This window comes from Streptomyces sp. NPDC005803, from assembly GCF_040630435.1.
Lineage (GTDB): Bacteria > Actinomycetota > Actinomycetes > Streptomycetales > Streptomycetaceae > Streptomyces.
The window spans coordinates 68,084-84,884 of record NZ_JBEXXO010000016.1; the positions used below are offsets into that span (position 1 = coordinate 68,084).

Annotated in this window: 16 protein-coding genes and 1 tRNA gene; 10 read left to right on the plus strand and 7 right to left on the minus strand. The window is 72.7% G+C overall.

Features of this window, described 5'->3' with window-relative positions:
* Window positions 1-198: 198 nt before the first annotated feature.
* From ABZ454_RS22690 to ABZ454_RS22700, 3 genes are all read left to right on the plus strand, one after another.
* Window positions 199-1,458, plus strand: a complete 1,260-nt coding sequence (locus ABZ454_RS22690; protein WP_359540503.1) for a sensor histidine kinase — start codon at window positions 199-201, stop codon at window positions 1,456-1,458.
* A complete protein-coding gene (locus tag ABZ454_RS22695) occupies window positions 1,455-2,093 on the plus strand; it encodes a response regulator transcription factor (RefSeq protein ID WP_359540269.1) in 639 nt (212 codons plus the stop codon). Before ABZ454_RS22690 ends, ABZ454_RS22695 begins: the two co-directional genes overlap by 4 nt.
* A gap of 69 nt (window positions 2,094-2,162) precedes the next feature.
* On the plus strand, window positions 2,163-2,660 hold the full coding sequence (locus ABZ454_RS22700; RefSeq protein ID WP_359540272.1) for a hypothetical protein: 498 nt from the start codon (window positions 2,163-2,165) through the stop codon (window positions 2,658-2,660).
* A 24-nt stretch (window positions 2,661-2,684) separates the two neighbouring features.
* Here the strand turns inward: ABZ454_RS22700 and ABZ454_RS22705 are convergent, their stop codons facing one another.
* Window positions 2,685-3,383: a pentapeptide repeat-containing protein gene (locus tag ABZ454_RS22705; RefSeq protein ID WP_359540273.1), complete on the minus strand. Its 699-nt coding sequence runs from the start codon at window positions 3,381-3,383 to the stop codon at window positions 2,685-2,687.
* A 109-nt stretch (window positions 3,384-3,492) separates the two neighbouring features.
* Here ABZ454_RS22705 and ABZ454_RS22710 point away from each other — a divergent pair, with 109 nt between their 5' ends.
* Window positions 3,493-4,689 carry an NAD(P)-binding protein gene (locus ABZ454_RS22710; RefSeq protein ID WP_359540275.1) on the plus strand — a complete coding sequence of 399 codons (1,197 nt, stop codon included), beginning with the start codon at window positions 3,493-3,495 and terminating at the stop codon, window positions 4,687-4,689.
* Window positions 4,690-4,737: 48 nt separating this feature from the next.
* On the plus strand, window positions 4,738-5,739 hold the full coding sequence (locus ABZ454_RS22715; RefSeq protein ID WP_359540276.1) for a zinc-binding dehydrogenase: 1,002 nt from the start codon (window positions 4,738-4,740) through the stop codon (window positions 5,737-5,739).
* Between the two features lie 9 nt (window positions 5,740-5,748).
* On the opposite strand, the gene ABZ454_RS22720 is transcribed toward ABZ454_RS22715, so the two are convergent.
* Window positions 5,749-6,222, minus strand: coding sequence for a GNAT family N-acetyltransferase (locus tag ABZ454_RS22720; protein ID WP_356319006.1), 474 nt, complete (start codon window positions 6,220-6,222; stop codon window positions 5,749-5,751).
* Between the two features lie 71 nt (window positions 6,223-6,293).
* Window positions 6,294-7,196 (minus strand): aminoglycoside phosphotransferase family protein, encoded by a 903-nt coding sequence (locus tag ABZ454_RS22725; protein ID WP_359540279.1) that lies wholly within the window; start codon window positions 7,194-7,196, stop codon window positions 6,294-6,296.
* Window positions 7,197-7,229: 33 nt separating this feature from the next.
* Here ABZ454_RS22725 and ABZ454_RS22730 point away from each other — a divergent pair, with 33 nt between their 5' ends.
* A complete protein-coding gene (locus ABZ454_RS22730; RefSeq protein WP_359540505.1) occupies window positions 7,230-7,910 on the plus strand; it encodes a rhomboid-like protein in 681 nt (226 codons plus the stop codon).
* Between the two features lie 53 nt (window positions 7,911-7,963).
* Window positions 7,964-9,364 carry an FAD-dependent oxidoreductase gene (locus ABZ454_RS22735; protein ID WP_359540281.1) on the plus strand — a complete coding sequence of 467 codons (1,401 nt, stop codon included), beginning with the start codon at window positions 7,964-7,966 and terminating at the stop codon, window positions 9,362-9,364.
* A 66-nt stretch (window positions 9,365-9,430) separates the two neighbouring features.
* On the opposite strand, the gene ABZ454_RS22740 is transcribed toward ABZ454_RS22735, so the two are convergent.
* Window positions 9,431-9,507: transfer RNA gene (locus tag ABZ454_RS22740), tRNA-Thr, on the minus strand.
* Window positions 9,508-9,771: 264 nt separating this feature from the next.
* On the opposite strand from ABZ454_RS22740, the gene ugpC reads away from it, so the two are divergent.
* From ugpC to ABZ454_RS22755, 3 genes are all read left to right on the plus strand, one after another.
* Complete coding sequence (gene ugpC, locus ABZ454_RS22745; protein WP_351392242.1) at window positions 9,772-10,908, plus strand: sn-glycerol-3-phosphate ABC transporter ATP-binding protein UgpC; 1,137 nt, start codon at window positions 9,772-9,774, stop codon at window positions 10,906-10,908.
* A gap of 238 nt (window positions 10,909-11,146) precedes the next feature.
* Window positions 11,147-11,560, plus strand: a complete 414-nt coding sequence (locus tag ABZ454_RS22750; protein ID WP_359540283.1) for a hypothetical protein — start codon at window positions 11,147-11,149, stop codon at window positions 11,558-11,560.
* 35 nt (window positions 11,561-11,595) lie between these two features.
* Window positions 11,596-12,306, plus strand: coding sequence for a nucleotidyltransferase family protein (locus ABZ454_RS22755; RefSeq protein ID WP_356319002.1), 711 nt, complete (start codon window positions 11,596-11,598; stop codon window positions 12,304-12,306).
* Between the two features lie 98 nt (window positions 12,307-12,404).
* On the opposite strand, the gene ABZ454_RS22760 is transcribed toward ABZ454_RS22755, so the two are convergent.
* The 3 genes from ABZ454_RS22760 to cysS all read right to left on the minus strand — a co-directional run bounded on the left by ABZ454_RS22760 (window position 12,405) and on the right by cysS (window position 16,733).
* Window positions 12,405-14,069 (minus strand): DoxX family membrane protein, encoded by a 1,665-nt coding sequence (locus tag ABZ454_RS22760; protein ID WP_359540286.1) that lies wholly within the window; start codon window positions 14,067-14,069, stop codon window positions 12,405-12,407.
* Window positions 14,070-14,290: 221 nt separating this feature from the next.
* Window positions 14,291-15,247: a 23S rRNA (guanosine(2251)-2'-O)-methyltransferase RlmB gene (rlmB, locus tag ABZ454_RS22765; RefSeq protein WP_356319000.1), complete on the minus strand. Its 957-nt coding sequence runs from the start codon at window positions 15,245-15,247 to the stop codon at window positions 14,291-14,293.
* Between the two features lie 82 nt (window positions 15,248-15,329).
* Entirely contained in the window at window positions 15,330-16,733 is a 1,404-nt protein-coding gene (gene cysS / locus ABZ454_RS22770) for a cysteine--tRNA ligase (protein ID WP_359540290.1), read from the minus strand.
* Window positions 16,734-16,801: the final 68 nt, after the last annotated feature.

Sequence of the window (16,801 nt, forward strand, 5' to 3'; positions counted from 1 at the left end):
GGTTCCGGGTTCCATCCTTGGGCCGGTTCCGGGGCCGTACGGTCGTCGTACCGGCTCGACGCGGCGTGCGGGACGGCTGACGGCCCCATCGGCCGATCGGTTGATGCGGGGGCGTCCTTCCGGGGTGACGATGGAGTGTCCGCGCAGGTCAGCAGCGGTCCCGTGGAGCGGGGCCACGGTCGGAACCAGGGGTACGAGGTGGAGCGGCGAAGCCGGTCGGTACACGGCGCCGGACAGGACCCAGGCCCCGGCACGCGCGGTCTGGCCCTGCTCCTGCACGCCGCGTTCTTCCTGCTGCTGGGCGCCTCGCTGACCCGGTTCCTGCTGCGGCACCCCGGTGAGGCGCGCACCCCGTGGATCATCGGCCTGTCCGTCGCCCTCGCCGCCCTGTACGTGCTGGGCCCGGTCCTCGGCTCACGGCCGACCCCGCGCAGCCTCGTCTGGCTCGGGGTCCTCGTCGCCGTGTGGACGGTGCTGGTCGTCCTCGCGCCGAGCTTCGCCTGGTGCGCGGTCCCGCTCTTCTACACGGGGCTGCGCATTCTGCCGCCGCGTGCCGCCCTGGCCCTGGTCGTGCTGCTGACCCTGTTCGTCGTCGCCGCGCAACTGCGGCTGGCCGACGGCTTCGACCCGAACCTCGTCCTCGCCCCGCCCGCCGTCGCGGCGGTCGCGACCGCCGTCTTCGTCCACATGCGGCGCCAGGCCGTCACCCAGGACGAACTCATCGACGACCTGCTGCGCACCCGCCGCGAACTCGCCGCCACCGAGCGGCGCGAAGGCACCCTCGCCGAACGCCAGCGGCTCTCCATGGAGATCCACGACACCCTGGCCCAGGGCCTGTCCAGCCAGCAGATGCTGCTCCAGGCGGCCGACCGCACCTGGGACGCCGACCCCGCGACGGCCCGCCGCCACGTCCGTACCGCCACCGGCATCGCGGAACGCAACCTCGCCGAGGCCCGCCGCTTCGTCCACGACCTGGCCCCCGCCGACCTCGCCGAGGGCGGCGGCCTGGAGGCGGCGCTGCACGCCCTCGCCGCCCGCGAGACCGCGCAGGCGCAGGGCCGGCTCACCGTCCGCTGCCATGTCGAGGGCACCCCGCACACCGCCCTGCCCGACCGCGTGCAGTCCGCGCTGCTGCGGATCGCCCAGGGAGCCCTGGCCAACGTCACCGAGCACGCGGGCGCCACCGAGGCCGCGCTGACCCTCACCCACCTCGGCGACCGGACCGTCCTCGACATCGCCGACGACGGCCACGGCTTCACCCCCGCCCCGGACGCCGGAGCGCCGGGCGGGGTGCGCGGACACGGGCTGCCCGCGATGCGCGCCCGGCTCCAGCAGCTCGGCGGCACCCTGACCATCGAGTCCGCACCCGGCGAAGGCACCGTGGTGAGCGCCGCCGTACCGCTCACCGACGCGCCCGCCCGCCCCACCGGCCCCCTCACCCCCCAGGACCCCGCATGACCGTCGCGCACCCGCCCGTCCGGATCCTGCTCTGCGACGACCACGCGGTCGTACGGGCCGGGCTCCTCGCCCTGCTCGGGAGCGAGCCCGCCATCGACGTCGTCGGCGAGGCCGGCAGCGGGGAGGAGGCCGTCGCCCTGACCGCCCGGCTCACCCCCGACGTCGTCCTGATGGACCTCCAGCTGGGCGAGGGCATCGACGGCGTCGAAGCGACCCGTCGCATCGTGGCCGGCGCCCACAACGCCCACGTCCTCGTCCTGACCACGTACGACACCGACGCCGACATCACCCGCGCCATCGAGGCGGGCGCCACCGGTTATCTGCTGAAGGCGGAGCGCCCGGAGGAACTCTTCGCCGCGATCCGCTCGGCCGCGCAGGGCCGCACCACCCTGTCCCCGCCCGTCGCCAGCCGCGTCATGGCCCGCCTGCGCACACCGCCGCCCACCCTCACCGACCGGGAACGCGACATCCTGGGCCAGCTCTCCCGGGGGCTGGGCAACCGCGACATCGCCCGCGCCCTGTTCATCAGCGAGGCCACCGTCAAGACGCACCTGGGCCGCATCTACGACAAGCTCGGCGTCGACACCCGCGCCGGTGCGGTCGCCGTGGCCAAGGAGCAGCGCCTGCTGCCCTGAAGGCCCGCTCACCCCACCCCCTCATCCGCTGGTGCGGGACCGGCACGCCGGGCATGACACCATCGAACCGTGCTCGACATCGGCTACTCCCTCTCCCGACGCTTCCCCGATCCCCCGCAGACCGACTACCGCCGAGCGGACGTCCACGCCCTGCGCCACGATCTGTTCTCCGGGGACGTCTACCTCGCGGACACCAAGGAGGACCGCGAAGTATCCACAGCCTGGGGATGGGTGCCGGTGCTCGACTTCGCCTGGGCGCTGTGCGACATCGTCGAGCAGATCGACCAGGACCCGCGCGGCAACCGCTCGCACCGCCGCCAGTTCGCCGAACTCGACTTCACCGAGTCGTCCGACCGGATGCTCTTCGAACGCCGCTTCGGCTGGGTCGACGTCGAGGCCGACTGGATGCCCGCCGAGGAAGCCCCGCTCACCTTCAGCCACTCCCTGCTGCGCCGCGAGGCCCGCGACTTCCTGCACGACCTGATCGCCGACCTCGCCGACATGCACGAGGGCCTCGCCGACAACCCCGTGGTCTGGGACCTCCAGGCCCGCTTCCCCCGCCTCTGACCGGCAGCCCTCAGGGCGCCCCCGTCACGCCTCCACCCGCACCCCGATCTGCGCCGCGAACGCCGGAGCCAGCTCCATCAGCTGCGCCGGGCTGATCACCGCGCCCGCCAGCCGCTCCACGCCCCGGGCGATGTCCAGCTCCGCGACCGTCCGCAGGTCCACCGACTCCATCCGCACCGCACTGAAATCGGCCCGCTTCAGCACACAGTCCCGGAACTCCACCCGGGACAGCTGCGCACCCCCGAAATCCGGCTCGGCCAGCACGCACCCCTCGAACACGACGTCCTTCAGCCGGGCCTTCCGCAGGTTCAGGTAGTCGATCTTCCCGCCCCGGAACAGCACCCGCTCCAGGACCGCACCGTGCATCTGCACCCCGCCGAGGCGCGCGTCCACGATCTCCACGTCCCGCAGGGACACCCCCGCCAGGTCGGTGCCCACCCCCCTCACCCCCGTCAGCACCGAGTCGATGAACCGGGCCCTGACCAGCTCCGTACGGTCCAGGGAGCACCCCTCCAGCGCGCAGTCCATGAAGCGGGCGCCCGGACCCGACGCGTCCGCCAGGTCGACCGCGTCGAACCGCACCCCGTCATAGTCCCCGTCCGGCTCCAGCCCACCGCCCTCGTACGCCGCCAGCGGTGGCAGCCGCACCTCCGGCCGCCGCGCCTCGGCGACACCGCCCCTGCCGGCCCTGCCCGTCCCGCCACCACCACCGTTGCGCACCATGCCCCCATCGTGACGCACGCCACTGACAACGCCCCGTCACCGATGTCACATCCCGGCCCCGCCCCACGTCCTGTCAGCAGGAACACCTCCAGCGAAGGAGACCGGGATCATGCAGCGCATCCATGTCGTCGGCGGCGGCCTCGCCGGCTTCACCGCGGCCATCACCGCAGCCGAATCCGGTGCCCTGGTGACCGTCCACGAGGCCCACCACACCCTGGGCGGGCGGGCCAGGACCGCCGAGGGCCCCTACCGCACCAACGACGGCCCGCACGCCCTCTACCGCCACGGCCCCCACTGGACCTGGCTGGAGCGGCGCGAGCTCCTCGGCCCCACCGTCACCGTGCCGCCCCTCCAAGCCCCCCGGCTCCGCTTCCGCCACCGCGGCGCCCTGCGCCGGACCCCGCCCCTCGCCGTCCTGCGCCTCAGCCGCCGCGACGCCGCCCACGCGCCGGTCGACACCGACTTCCGCACCTGGGCCACCGCACAGGCCGGCGAGGAGGCGGCCCGCGCCGCCGCGCACTACGCCGCCGTCGCGCTCTACCACCACGACCCCGGCAGCCTCTCCGCCGCCTTCGTCCAGGAACGGCTCCGCCGCGCGGCCGCCCTGCCCCCCGAAGCCCGCTACCCCGTCGGCGGCTGGGACCGGATCATCGACCGGATGGCCTCCCGCGCCTGGAACCTCAGCGTCCGCATCGAGACCGCCTCCCGTATCGACCAGGCCGCCCTCGACACCCTCGCCCGCACCGGCCCCGTCGTCGTCGCCACCTCCCTCGACGCCGCCCGCACCCTCCTCGGCGACCCCTCACTGACCTGGCCCTCCGGCCGCACCGCCCTCATCGACCTCGCCGTACGCACCCGCCGCGGCGACGCGTTCGCCGTCTCCGACCTCGACGCACCCGGCTGGATCGAACGCTTCACCGCCCAGGACCGCACGCTCGCCCCCGCGGGCCGGCAGCTCGTCCAGGGACAGATCCCCGTCGCCCCCGACGAGAGCAGGGCCACCGGCACCGCCCGCGCCGAAACCCTCCTCGACCTCGGCTTCCCCGGCTGGCGCGAACGCACCGAGTGGCGTCGTGACGCGCTGGCCTCCGGCCGCACCGGCGCCGTCGACCACCCGGGCACCACCTGGCGCGACCGGCCCGCCATCGACCGGGGCGACGGCATCTACCTCGCAGGCGACCAGGTAGCGGCCCCCGGCCTCCTCAGCGAGGTCTCCTTCACCAGCGGCATCGAAGCGGCCCTCCTCGCCCTCGGGGCCACCGACCGCCCCGCCCCCTCCACACCCCTTGACCTCAAGCGCACCTGAGGAAAGAGGGTGGCGGGGTCACCGAGACCCACCACCGGGGAGCCCGCCATGCACGCCGTCCGCCTCCACGCCTTCGGCCCCGCCGAGAACCTCACCTACGAGCACACCGACGACCCCACCCCCGGCCCCGGCCAGGTCCGCATCACCGTCCGCGCCGCCGGCGTCCACCTCCTCGACACCGCCCTGCGCCAAGGAATGGCCGGCCCCTTCCCCACTCCCCCCGCACTGCCCACCGTGCCGGGCCGCGAAGTCGCCGGCACCGTCGAATCCCTCGGCGAGGGCACCGACCCCCACTGGCTCGGCCGCCGTGTCGTCGCCCACCTGGGCAACGCGCCCGGCGGCTACGCCGAACTCGCCGTCACCGACGCGGAGAAGCTCCACACCGTCCCGGAGGGGCTCGACGACGCAGCGGCCGTCGCCATGATCGGAACCGGCCGCACCACCCTCGGCATCCTCGGCTTCACCCCGCTCGGCCCGGACTCCGTCGTCCTCGTCACCGCGGCCGCCGGAGGCATCGGCACCCTGCTCGTGCAGGCGGCCAAGAACGCCGGAGCCACCGTCGTCGGACTCGCCGGAGGGGCCGGGAAAGCCGCCCTCGTCCACGCCAACGGGGCCGACCTCGCCGTCGACTACACCCGCCCGGACTGGCCCCGCCACGTCCGCACCCACCTCGACGCCCTCGGCCGGCGCGCCACCGTCGTGTACGACTCCGTCGGCTCCACCACCGCCCGCGCCGCCGTCGACCTCCTCGGCAAGGGCGGACAGCACGTCGTCTACGGCTGGTCCGGCAGCGGACTCCACGACGGCCGCCCGCTCACCTTCACCGACGACGAACTCGCCGCCCGCGCCATCACCTCACAGAACGTCCTCGGCCCCGCCATGATCCGGCGGGGCGGCGGCCTGCGCGCCCTCGAAACCCGCGCGCTCGCCGAAACCGCGGCCGGCCGGCTGCGCCCGGCCGTCCAGCGCTACCCGCTGGCCGAGGCGGCGACCGCCCATCGCGCCCTCGAAACCCGCGGCACCACCGGCAAGGTCGTCCTCGTCCCCTGACCCCGCGCCTCAGCCCCCGAGCGCCGCCAACGCCCCGTCCGTCAGGCGGTACACCGTCCACTCCTCCTGCGGCCGCGCGCCCAGCGACTCGTAGAACGCGATGGACGGGGCGTTCCAGTTCAGCACCGACCACTCCAGGCGCTCGTAACCCCGCTCCCCGCAGATCCGCGCCAACTCCGTCAGCAGCGCCTTCCCGTGCCCGCCGCCGCGCCGCTCGGGACGCACGTACAGATCCTCCAGGTAGATGCCGTGCACCCCGCGCCAGGTCGAGAAGTTCAGGAACCACAGGGCGAAACCGACGATCTCTCCGTCCTCGTCCGACTCGGCGACGTGCGCGTACGCGGCCGGACGCTCGCCGAACAGCGCCTCGCGCAACTGCTCCTCGGTGGCCTTCGCCTCGTGCAGCGCCTTCTCGTAATCGGCGAGCTCACGGACCATCGCGTGAATCGCGGGGACATCGGCTGCGGTAGCGGTACGAATCATGGGGGCAGCGTAGACAGCGACGCGCCCGCCGCCTGCCCCAGGTCCGCGCCGGCCGCGTCCCCCTGCCCCGCCTATCCCCGCCCCAGCAGCCACCTGGCGAGTTCCGCCTGCTCCGGCACCAGCCGCCGCCCACCCCCCGCGACACCCCAGCACGCGTTCTGCAGCACCCGCCCCAGCGTCCACGCCCGCGCCCGCCCCCGGTCCAGCCCCAGCGCCCCCGTCAGCAGGTCGAAACGCCACCCGACATCAGCCGCGTCGAACCGGTCCACCAGCGCCGGGAACAGCTCGAACCCCGCGTCACCCACCAGCGGCTTCGGGTCGATGGCCACCCACCGCCCGCCGCGCCCCGCCAGCACATTGCCGAAATGCAGATCCCAGTGCAGCAGCCGGTCCCCGGGCTCCCCCGCGACCTCCCGCACCGCCGCCGCACAGTCCGCCACCAGCCGCCGCTCGGCCTCGTCCGCCAATCGCTCCGCCGCCCCCGGCGCAGCCCCCAGCATCCGCGCCGCCGCCTCCCCCAGCCCCCGCAGACCCGCTCCCCCGGCGACCCGCACCGACGTCAGCCCCGCCAGCAGCTCCGCGACGACCCGCACCGCCTCCCGCGCGTCCGCCACCCCCGACAACGCACGCTCCCCGTCCAACCGCTCCAGCAGCATCGTCCCCGTCGCCGCGTCGTGCTCCAGCAACTCCACCGCACCCGCCGACGCCGCGCCCCACAACCGCAGCGCGACCGGCTCCCCCACCGTCTCGTCGTCCACCGGCTGCAACTTCAACGCCGCCCGGCGCCCGTCACCCGCCCGCACCACCGGAAGAACCAGCGCACACACCCCGTACAGCGCCTCGCCGTCCGGCCGCAGCCCCCACCGCTCCAGGAAATCCTCGGCCATCCCCGGCAGCGCGGCGATGAAAGCCCGCCCCGCCTCGCCGTTGTACGTGGACTGTGTGGCGATCAGCGCATCCGGAATGTCAATCACGCCGCCGATCCTAGGAGCGTGCGTCAATCGGCTATGACCCCGAGCCATCCCGCCCCGCCCACACGGCCCCGCCCCGCACCCGCCGCGTGGCTCCGCAGCGCCGGCTCCTGGATCCGCAGCGCCCCCGGCACCTACGTCTGGCTGGGCGTCCTCTTCGTCACCACCGTCATCGTCCACCAGATGTCACCCGACTTCGAGGAGGACTTCCTCCGCCAGCGCTCCACCAACATCCACGAGCTCTCCCAGAACCCCGTCCGCGTCCTCATCAGCAGCGCCTTCTGGATCGACGGCGGCACCTGGCTCCCCTACGCCGTCCTCTACACCGTCTTCCACGCCCCCGCCGAACGTCGCCTCGGCACCCTGCGCTGGCTCACCGTCGCCGCCACCGCCCACGTACTCGCCACCCTCGTCAGCGAAGGCGTCCTCGCCTGGGCCATCCGGGCCGGCCACGCCCCCGAGACCGCCGTCAACACGCTGGACGTCGGCGTCAGTTACGCACTCGCCGGCGTCGTCGCCGTCCTCACCTACTACGTCGCCCGCCCCTGGCGGTACGTCTACCTCTTCGCCGTCCTCGTCATCTACGCCGTCCCCCTCGTCACCGGCGCCACCTTCACCGACGTCGGCCACTTCACCGCCGCCCTCATCGGCCTCGCCTGCTACCCCCTCACCCGCCCCCGCCCCCGCCCCGAGACGAAACCCACCCCCGCCCAGTAACGTCCCGCCCCACAGCACACAAGCACCCGGCCACACGGACAAGCAGGGGCAACATGAGCACCGTCAGCACCGTCAACGGCGGCATATCCTTCTGGTACGCGCACCAGGGCACCCCCGCCCCCCGCGAACCCCTGCCCGGCGACAGCACCGCCGACGTCTGCATCGTCGGCGGCGGATACACCGGACTCTGGACGGCGTACTACCTCAAGAAGGCCGTCCCCTTCCTCAACATCACCGTCCTGGAAGCCAAGTTCTGCGGATACGGCGCCTCCGGACGCAACGGCGGCTGGCTCTACAACGGCGTCGCCGGCCGCGACCGCTACGCGAAACTCCACGGCCACGACGCCGCCGTCCGCCTCCAGCGGGCCATGAACGACACCGTCGCCGAAGTCATCCGCGTCGCGGCGGACGAGAAGATCGAGGCCGACATCCACCAGGGCGGCGTCCTCGAAGTGGCCCGCACCCCCGCCCAACTCGCCCGCCTCAAGGACTTCCACACCGTCGAGATCGCCTTCGGCGAGACCGACCGCACCCTGCACGGCGCACGCGAGACCGCCGAGCGCGTCCGCGTCAACGGAGCCGTCGGCTCCACCTGGACCCCGCACGGCGCCCGCCTGCACCCCGCCAAACTGGTCACCGGCCTCGCCGACGCCGTGGAAGCCCTCGGCGTCACCCTGCACGAGTCGACCCCCGTCACCGAGATCCGGCCCAAGCACGCCGTCACCCCCTACGGCACCGTCCGCGCCCCCTACGTACTGCGCTGCACCGAAGGCTTCACCGCAGCCCTCAAGGGCCAGAAGCGCACCTGGCTGCCGATGAACTCCTCCATGATCGTCACGGAGCCCCTTCCCGCCTCCGTCTGGGACACCCTCGGCTGGGACGGCCGCGAAACCCTCGGCGACATGGCCCACGCCTACATGTACGCCCAGCGCACCGCCGACGACCGCATCGCCCTCGGCGGCCGCGGCGTCCCCTACCGCTACGGCTCCGCCACCGACAACGACGGCCGCACCCAGCCCGCCACCATCGAGGCCCTGCGCACCCTCCTGACCGGCCTCTTCCCCACCACCGCCGGCTCCCGCATCGACCACGCCTGGTCCGGCGTCCTCGGCGTCCCCCGCGACTGGTGCGCCACCGTCACCCTCGACCGCTCCACCGGCCTCGGCTGGGCGGGCGGCTACGTCGGCTCGGGCGTCGCCACCACCAACCTCGCCGCCCGCACCCTGCGCGACCTCATCCAGCAGGACTCCGGCCAGTCCGGCCCCACGGAGCTCACCGCGCTCCCCTGGGTCAACCACCGCGTCCGCCGCTGGGAGCCCGAACCCTTCCGCTGGCTCGGCGTCCACGGCATGTACGCCGCCTACCGCGCGGCCGACCGCCGCGAAAGCACCTCGCCGCGCCCCGGCACCGACCCGATCGCCAAGATCGCGGACCGCCTTTCGGGGCGGCACTGAGCCGCGAGCGGACCACGAAGGCGCCGCATAAAAAAATCCCAGGTCAGCGGACGCCGACCTGGGGTTTGGAGCCCCCTATCGGATTCGAACCGATGACCTACGCATTACAAGTGCGTTGCTCTGGCCAGCTGAGCTAAGGAGGCAGCGCGCACGCCGACAACACGCGCGCGAGCCCTCACTCTACACAGCACGCCACTCACCCCTCCACGAACTTTCCGCCCCGCCGCGACCGGCCCGGCGCCGACGGACATGCACCGGACCGACCAGCAGATTTTGCTCCCCGGAGAACTACTGACAGATCCGAAATCGCCAGGTAGCGTCACTGAAGGTTCACCCAGGTGGACCAGACCACTCCCTTTACAACGGATCGTCCGGCACGTTCCTGCCGGTTGAGGAGAAGATTCAGCATGGCCAGTGTCACGTTCGACAAGGCGTCCCGCGTCTACCCCGGCTCCACGAAGCCGGCCGTCGACCAGCTCGAGATCGACATCGCGGACGGTGAGTTCCTCGTCCTCGTCGGTCCCTCCGGTTGTGGCAAGTCGACCTCCCTGCGCATGCTCGCGGGTCTCGAGGACGTCAACGGCGGCGCCATCCGCATCGGTGACCGCGACGTCACGCACCTGCCGCCGAAGGACCGGGACATCGCCATGGTGTTCCAGAACTACGCGCTCTACCCGCACATGTCCGTCGCGGACAACATGGGCTTCGCGCTGAAGATCGCCGGTATCAACAAGACCGAGATCCGGGCGAAGGTCGAAGAGGCCGCCAAGATGCTGGACCTCACCGACTACCTGGACCGCAAGCCGAAGGCGCTCTCCGGTGGTCAGCGCCAGCGTGTGGCGATGGGCCGCGCCATCGTGCGTGAGCCGCAGGTCTTCCTCATGGACGAGCCGCTGTCGAACCTCGACGCCAAGCTCCGTGTCTCCACCCGTACGCAGATCGCCTCGCTCCAGCGCCGTCTGGGCATCACGACCGTGTACGTCACGCACGACCAGGTCGAGGCCCTCACCATGGGCGACCGCGTCGCGGTCCTCAAGGACGGCCTCCTCCAGCAGGTCGACTCGCCGCGCAACATGTACGACCGCCCGGCGAACCTCTTCGTGGCCGGCTTCATCGGCTCCCCGGCCATGAACCTGGTCGAGGTCCCGATCACCGACGGTGGCGTGAAGTTCGGCAACAGCGTCGTCCCGGTCTCGCGTGAGGCGCTCACCGCCGCCGCGAACCGCGGCGACCGCACCGTCACGGTCGGCATCCGTCCCGAGCACTTCGACATCGTCGAGCACGGCGGCGCCGCCGCGAAGACCCTCACCAAGGACTCCGCCGACGCCCCGGCCGGTCTGGCCGTCTCGGTCAACGTGGTCGAGGAGCTCGGCGCCGACGGCTTCGTCTACGGGGCCGCCGAGGTCGGTGGCGAGCACAAGGACCTGGTCGTCCGCGTCGGCGGCCGTGCCGTCCCGGAGAAGGGCACCAAGCTCCACGTCGTGCCGCGCCCGGACGAGCTGCACGTCTTCGCGACGTCGACGGGTGAGCGTCTCACCGACTGATCCCGCACCCGCTGTACGGTGGCCCCGCACGTTCCGCGTGCGGGGCCACCGCGCGTCCGGGCCGGCGGCCCGAGGGTTCGGCGGGCCTCGTGGTGGGCAGGGAGCGGGGGCAAATTCCCCGGCACACCGGTCATTTCACTCCGCGACGTCAACACGGGATTCGAAAAGCGCACTCGAACCATCCCTCGCGAGGGTGACGTAATGTCGCTCCTTCATCACGGGCCGCTACGCTCGCTGCGTGACCCACACCGCGCGCCGTATCGGCCGAACTCTCGCTTTCGTCCTGCCTGTCGTCATGGTCCTGTCCGGGACCCTCGCGGTCACCGCCGTGCCGTGGGCAGCTGGCAACTCCGACTCGACGATGCTCACCGCGTCGGCCCGGACCGTCTCCAAGCGCGCCGAGTCGCGCGCTCCGCAGGACATCCTGCGCGACAAGCTCCTGCTGGAGCTCCAGGAGAAGGACCCGGGCGCCGCGCTGACGGATCTCCAGCGTGCCGTGGAGGGGCGTCCGTCGCTCGCGCGGCACTGCATGTCGATCGCGAAGGCGCTGGGCAAGGCGGCGGTCGAGCAGTACGGTCCGACGCGCGCCCACCGCTTCTCGCGGCCCGTCTGTGACACGTCCTTCGCCTCGGGTGTCGCACAGTTCAGCTGACCGTTCCCGGCCGGGCACGGCATATCGTGCCTGGCATGCATACGTTTCCGACGCAGGCCGTGATCCTGGCGGGTGGCCAGGGGTCGCGGCTGCGCCCGTACACCGACGACCGCCCCAAGCCGATGGTCGAGATCCCGGGCACCGGGACCCCGATCATCGGCCATCAGCTTGCCTGGCTGGCCGCCGAGGGCGTGACCGATGCCGTGGTGTCGTGCGGGCACCTCGCCGAGGTGCTGCAGGAGTGGCTCGCCGAGGCCGTACTGCCGCTGCGGGTCACGACGGTGGTGGAGTCCGAGCCGCTGGGCCGTGGTGGCGGGCTGAGGTACGCGGCGGCCCGGCTGCCCGAACCCGGGGAGCCGTGGTACGCGACCAACGGCGACATCTGGACGCGCTTCTCGTTGCGTGAGATGGCCGCGTTCCATGCGGAGCGTGATGCGACCGCGACGCTGGCGCTGGCCCGTCCGCGCATTCCCTGGGGTGCGGTGGAGACGGACGCGTTCGGGCACATCACGGACTTCATCGAGTCTCCGCCCTCGCCGTATCTGATCAACGCGGGCGTGTACGTGTTCTCTCCGGCTTTCACGGCGATGCTGCCGGAGCGGGGCGACCATGAGCGGACGACGTTCCCCCGGCTGGCGCGCGAGCGCAGGCTGGCCGGGTACCCGCTGCCGCACGGCGCGTACTGGCGGGCCATCGACACCGCGAAGGACCTGACGGAGGCGGCCAAGGAGCTGGACGGGCGGTAGGCCCGGCCCGCACCCGCGCCACCGTGCTCATGCCGAGAGGGGCGGGCCCCGGATCACGTTCCGGGGCCCGCCCCTCTCGGTGCGGTCGGCGGGGAGGGTCAGCCGAGGAGGCCGCCGATGGGGTTCCGCCCGCCTCCGCCGTCGCCGCCGGTGGAGCCACCGCCCGTGGAGTCGGTGCTGGGCTCCGTGCCACCGGAGCTGGACCCGCCGCCGGCCGGCCCGGAGGAACTGGGGCCGGAGCTGACGGAGGGCGGCTGCCGGGGAGTCGTCCGCTGGGGGGTGCTACTCCGGCCGGTGCCCTGGGTCTGGCTGGGCTGTCCGGCGCCGGCTGCCTGGCCGGACTCGCGGACGCTCTCGGCGGAGGGGGTGGAGGCCTTGGCGGACGGAGTGCGGGACGCGGTGCTGTGGGTGGGGGTGGGGCGCTGCCCGGTGGGGGTGTGGGAGGCCTTGCCCCGGCGGGACTCCTCGGGGAGCGGGGAGCCGGGGAGCTGGTTGGTGGGGACGCCGTTGGGGCCGGGGACGGTGACGACTCCGGAGGAGCGGACCGCGCCGCCGAGCATGGAGCCGATGAGGAGGGTGAGGCCGACGACGACGGTGGCGACGACGGCTCCGCGGCGCAGGACACGGCGGCGCAGGTCCCAGATCTCGGTGCGGGGGCCCAGCTTGCGCCAGGCTTCGCCGGCGAGGCGTCCGTCGACGGAGTAGACGGGTGCGCCCGCGATGATCAGCGGGCTCCAGGCGGCGAGGTAGATGATGTCGGGCGCGTCGTAGACGGCGACGGTACGCCAGCTGACGGTGACCAGCAGGGCGGCGGACAGGAGGGCGCCGAAGGAGGCGGCGACGCGCTGCCAGAGGCCGAGGACGGTGAGGACGCCGACGACGACCTGGAGGAACGCGATCGTGAGGCCGGCGCCGACGGGGTGGGAGAGCGCGAAGTCGCGGAGGGGCTCGGCGAGCGCCCAGGGGTGGAGCGAGGTCAGCCACTTGACCATGGAGCCGCGGTCGCCGCCGTCGAAGTAGACGGGGTCGCAGAGCTTGCCCATGCCGGCGTAGATGGAGATGAAGCCGAGGAAGACGCGCATGGGCAGGAGCACGACGCCGAGGTTCATGCGGCGGCCGGGGTAGTACGCGTGACGGACGGTGTCGGCGTTCTGGCGTCGGTCGCGGGCGGGGGTGATGTCGTCGTGGTCGTCGCCGTCGTAGGCGTCACGGTCGTAGGCGTCGCGGTCGTATCCGTCCCGGTCGTACGGGGCGGGCTCGACGGGGTCGTAGGCGCCGACGGCCTGGCGCATGGGGGGCAGCAGCGGGCCGCCGGGGCGGCCCGTGCGGGGCGGTGCGGTGATGACGGGGTTGGGCTGGGTCTCGTCGAGGCGCGGGACGACCTGGGTGCCGGGGCCGCCGCGTCCGTGGTCGAACGCGTAGGAGGCATAGGGGTCGTAGGGGTCGTAGGCGGTGTCGGGCCGGCCCGCGGTGGAGTCCCGTACGGCCCGCAGGAGCCCGCCGGCGGCGGGGTCGCCGGGGGCGGACCTCCCGCTCCACACGACGGGGGCGCGTCGGGCGCGTCCGGCTCCGGGGCCGCTCATGGCGGGGATCCTGGGTACTCCGGCCGGGGCCACACCGCGCAGCCGTGCGCGCTGGCCGGGGGCGAGCTGCACCCGGAAGCTGGCGTGGTTGACGATGACCTGCGCAGGGTCGCTGTCCACCTTGGTCATGCTCAGGGCGGGTTGTTCGTCGAACCGAGGCGTTCTGGTGTCCACACTCATCTAACCGAGTGATGTGTGGTTAGGACACTGCCTTGACGGGGGCGAAGTGTCCGAGACCCGTCAACAGGTGGTGACGGGGTGCGCCGGGGCGCGCGTACGTCCGGACGCGCCCCCGCCGGAGACCGCACACGGGGCGGTGTCCGGCGAAGGATTCCTCCGTCGGACACCGCCCCGTGCGGATGCCTCGCGGCCCGGGTGCGCGGCCGGGGGGCGGGTGCGGATCAGGCGCGGCGGCGCGCGACCTCGTACATGACGATGCCGGCGGCGACGCCGGCGTTGAGGGACTCGGCGCCGCCCGGCATGGAGATGCGGACCCGGTAGTCGCAGGTCTCGCCGACGAGGCGGCCGAGGCCCTTGCCCTCGCTGCCGATGACGATGACGACGGGGCCGCCGAGGGCTTCGAGGTCCTCGACGGTGTGCTCGCCGTCGGCGGCGAGGCCGACGACGGTGATGCCCTCCTTCTTGTACGCCTCGAGCGCCCGGGTGAGGTTGGTGACCCGGGAGACGGGCGTACGGGCGGCGGTGCCGGCGGAGGACTTCCAGGCTCCGGCGGTCATGCCGGCGGCACGGCGTTCGGGCACGACGACGCCGTGGCCGCCGAAGGCGGAGACGGAGCGGACGATGGCGCCGAGGTTGCGGGGGTCGGTGACGCCGTCGAGGGCGACGATGAGGGGGTCCTCGCCGTTGTCGTAGGCGGCGGCGGTGAGGTCCTGCGGGTCCGCGTACTCGTAGGGCGGGACCTGGAGGACGAGGCCCTGGTGGTTGAGGCCGTTCGTCATCCGGTCGAGTTCGGGACGCGGGGCTTCCATCAGGTTGATGTTGCCGCGCTCGCCGGCGAGCTGGAGGGCTTCGCGGACGCGCTCGTCGTTGTCGATGTACTGCTGGACGTACAGGGTGGTGGCGGGCACGCCGTCGCGCAGGGCCTCGAAGACGGGGTTGCGGCCGACGACCATCTCGGAGGTGCCCTTGACGCCGCCGCGCCGGGGCGCGGGACGGCGGTTGGCGGCCTGCTTGGCCTTCGCGGTCGCGATGCGGTTCTTCTTGTGCTTCTTGCGGGCCTCGGCGGGCGGCGTCGGTCCCTTGCCTTCGAGACCACGGCGACGCTGGCCACCGCTGCCGACCTGCATGCCCTTCTTGTTGGACGTGCGGCGGTTCCTGCGCTGGCTGTTCCCGGCCATGACCTACCTGTTTCGTTGCTTCAGACGTGCGTACGTATAAGTGAAGTGTGCCGCCCGGCGGACCGGGCGGCACGTGGGCGGACTACTGGCGCGGGCCGAGTGTCCACCGTGGTCCGTCGGGGCTGTCCTCGATGACGAGTCCGGACTGGTTGAGCTGGTCGCGGATGGCGTCGGCGGACGCCCAGTCCTTGCGCTCGCGTGCGGACTGGCGCTGGTCGAGGACGAGGCGTACGAGGGTGTCGACGACTCCGTGGAGGTCGTCGCCGCGGTCGCTCTCGCCGGCCCAGTGGTCGTCGAGCGGGTCGAGGCCGAGGACGCCGAGCATGGCACGGACCTCGGCGAGGCGTGCGACGGCGGCTTCCTTGTCGTCCGCGGCGAGGGCGGAGTTCCCCTGGCGGACGGTGGTGTGGATGATCGCGAGGGCCTGCGGGACGCCCAGGTCGTCGTCCATCGCCTCGGCGAACGCGGGCGGCACCTCGGCGGCCGGCTCGACGGTCTCGCCGGCCTTCTCGGTGACGCGCTGGACGAAGCCCTCGATGCGCGCGAACGCGGACTCCGCCTCGCGCAGGGCCTCCTCGCTGTACTCGATCATGGACCGGTAGTGCGGGGTGCCGAGGTAGTAGCGCAGCACGATGGGGCGCCAGTTCTTGACCATCTCGCTGACGAGGACGGAGTTGCCGAGCGACTTCGACATCTTCTCGCCGGACATGGTGACCCAGGCGTTGTGCACCCAGTACTTCGCGAACGCGTCGCCGTAGGCCTTGGCCTGGGCGATCTCGTTCTCGTGGTGCGGGAAGATCAGGTCGATGCCGCCGCCGTGGATGTCGAAGGCGGTGCCGAGGTACTTGTGCGCCATCGCGGAGCACTCGAGGTGCCAGCCGGGGCGGCCGCGTCCCCAGGGGGTCTCCCAGCTGGGCTCGCCGGGCTTGGACGCCTTCCACATCGCGAAGTCGCGCTGGTCGCGCTTGCCGGTCTCGTTGTCGCCGGAGGGCTGGCGCAGGTCGTCGAGGTCCTGGTTGGAGAGCTCCAGGTACCCGGGGAACGAGCGGACGTCGAAGTAGACGTTGCCGTCGGCCGCGTAGGCGTGCCCGCGCTCGATGAGGCCGCGCATCATCTCGATCATCTCGGTGACGTGGCCGGTGGCGCGGGGCTCGTAGGTGGGCGGCAGGCAGCCCAGCGCGTCGTAGCCGTCGTTGAAGGCGCGCTCGTTCTCGTAGCCGATGGACCACCAGGGGCGGTCCTGTTCGGCCGACTTCTTGATGATCTTGTCGTCGATGTCGGTGACGTTCCGGACGAACGTCACGTCGTAGCCGCGGTAGGCGAACCAGCGGCGCATGATGTCGAAGTTCAGTCCGGACCTGATGTGCCCGATGTGCGGGGCGGCCTGGACGGTCGCGCCACAGAGGTAGATCGAGACACAGCCCGCTGTGAGCGGGACGAAGTCACGGATCTGCCGGGCGCTGGTGTCGTACAGGCGAATAGTCACGCCTCAAGGGTAGTGGGCGCGCACCAGTGCCCCGCGACCCCTTGGGGGATTTGCGTGGCCAGTTGTTA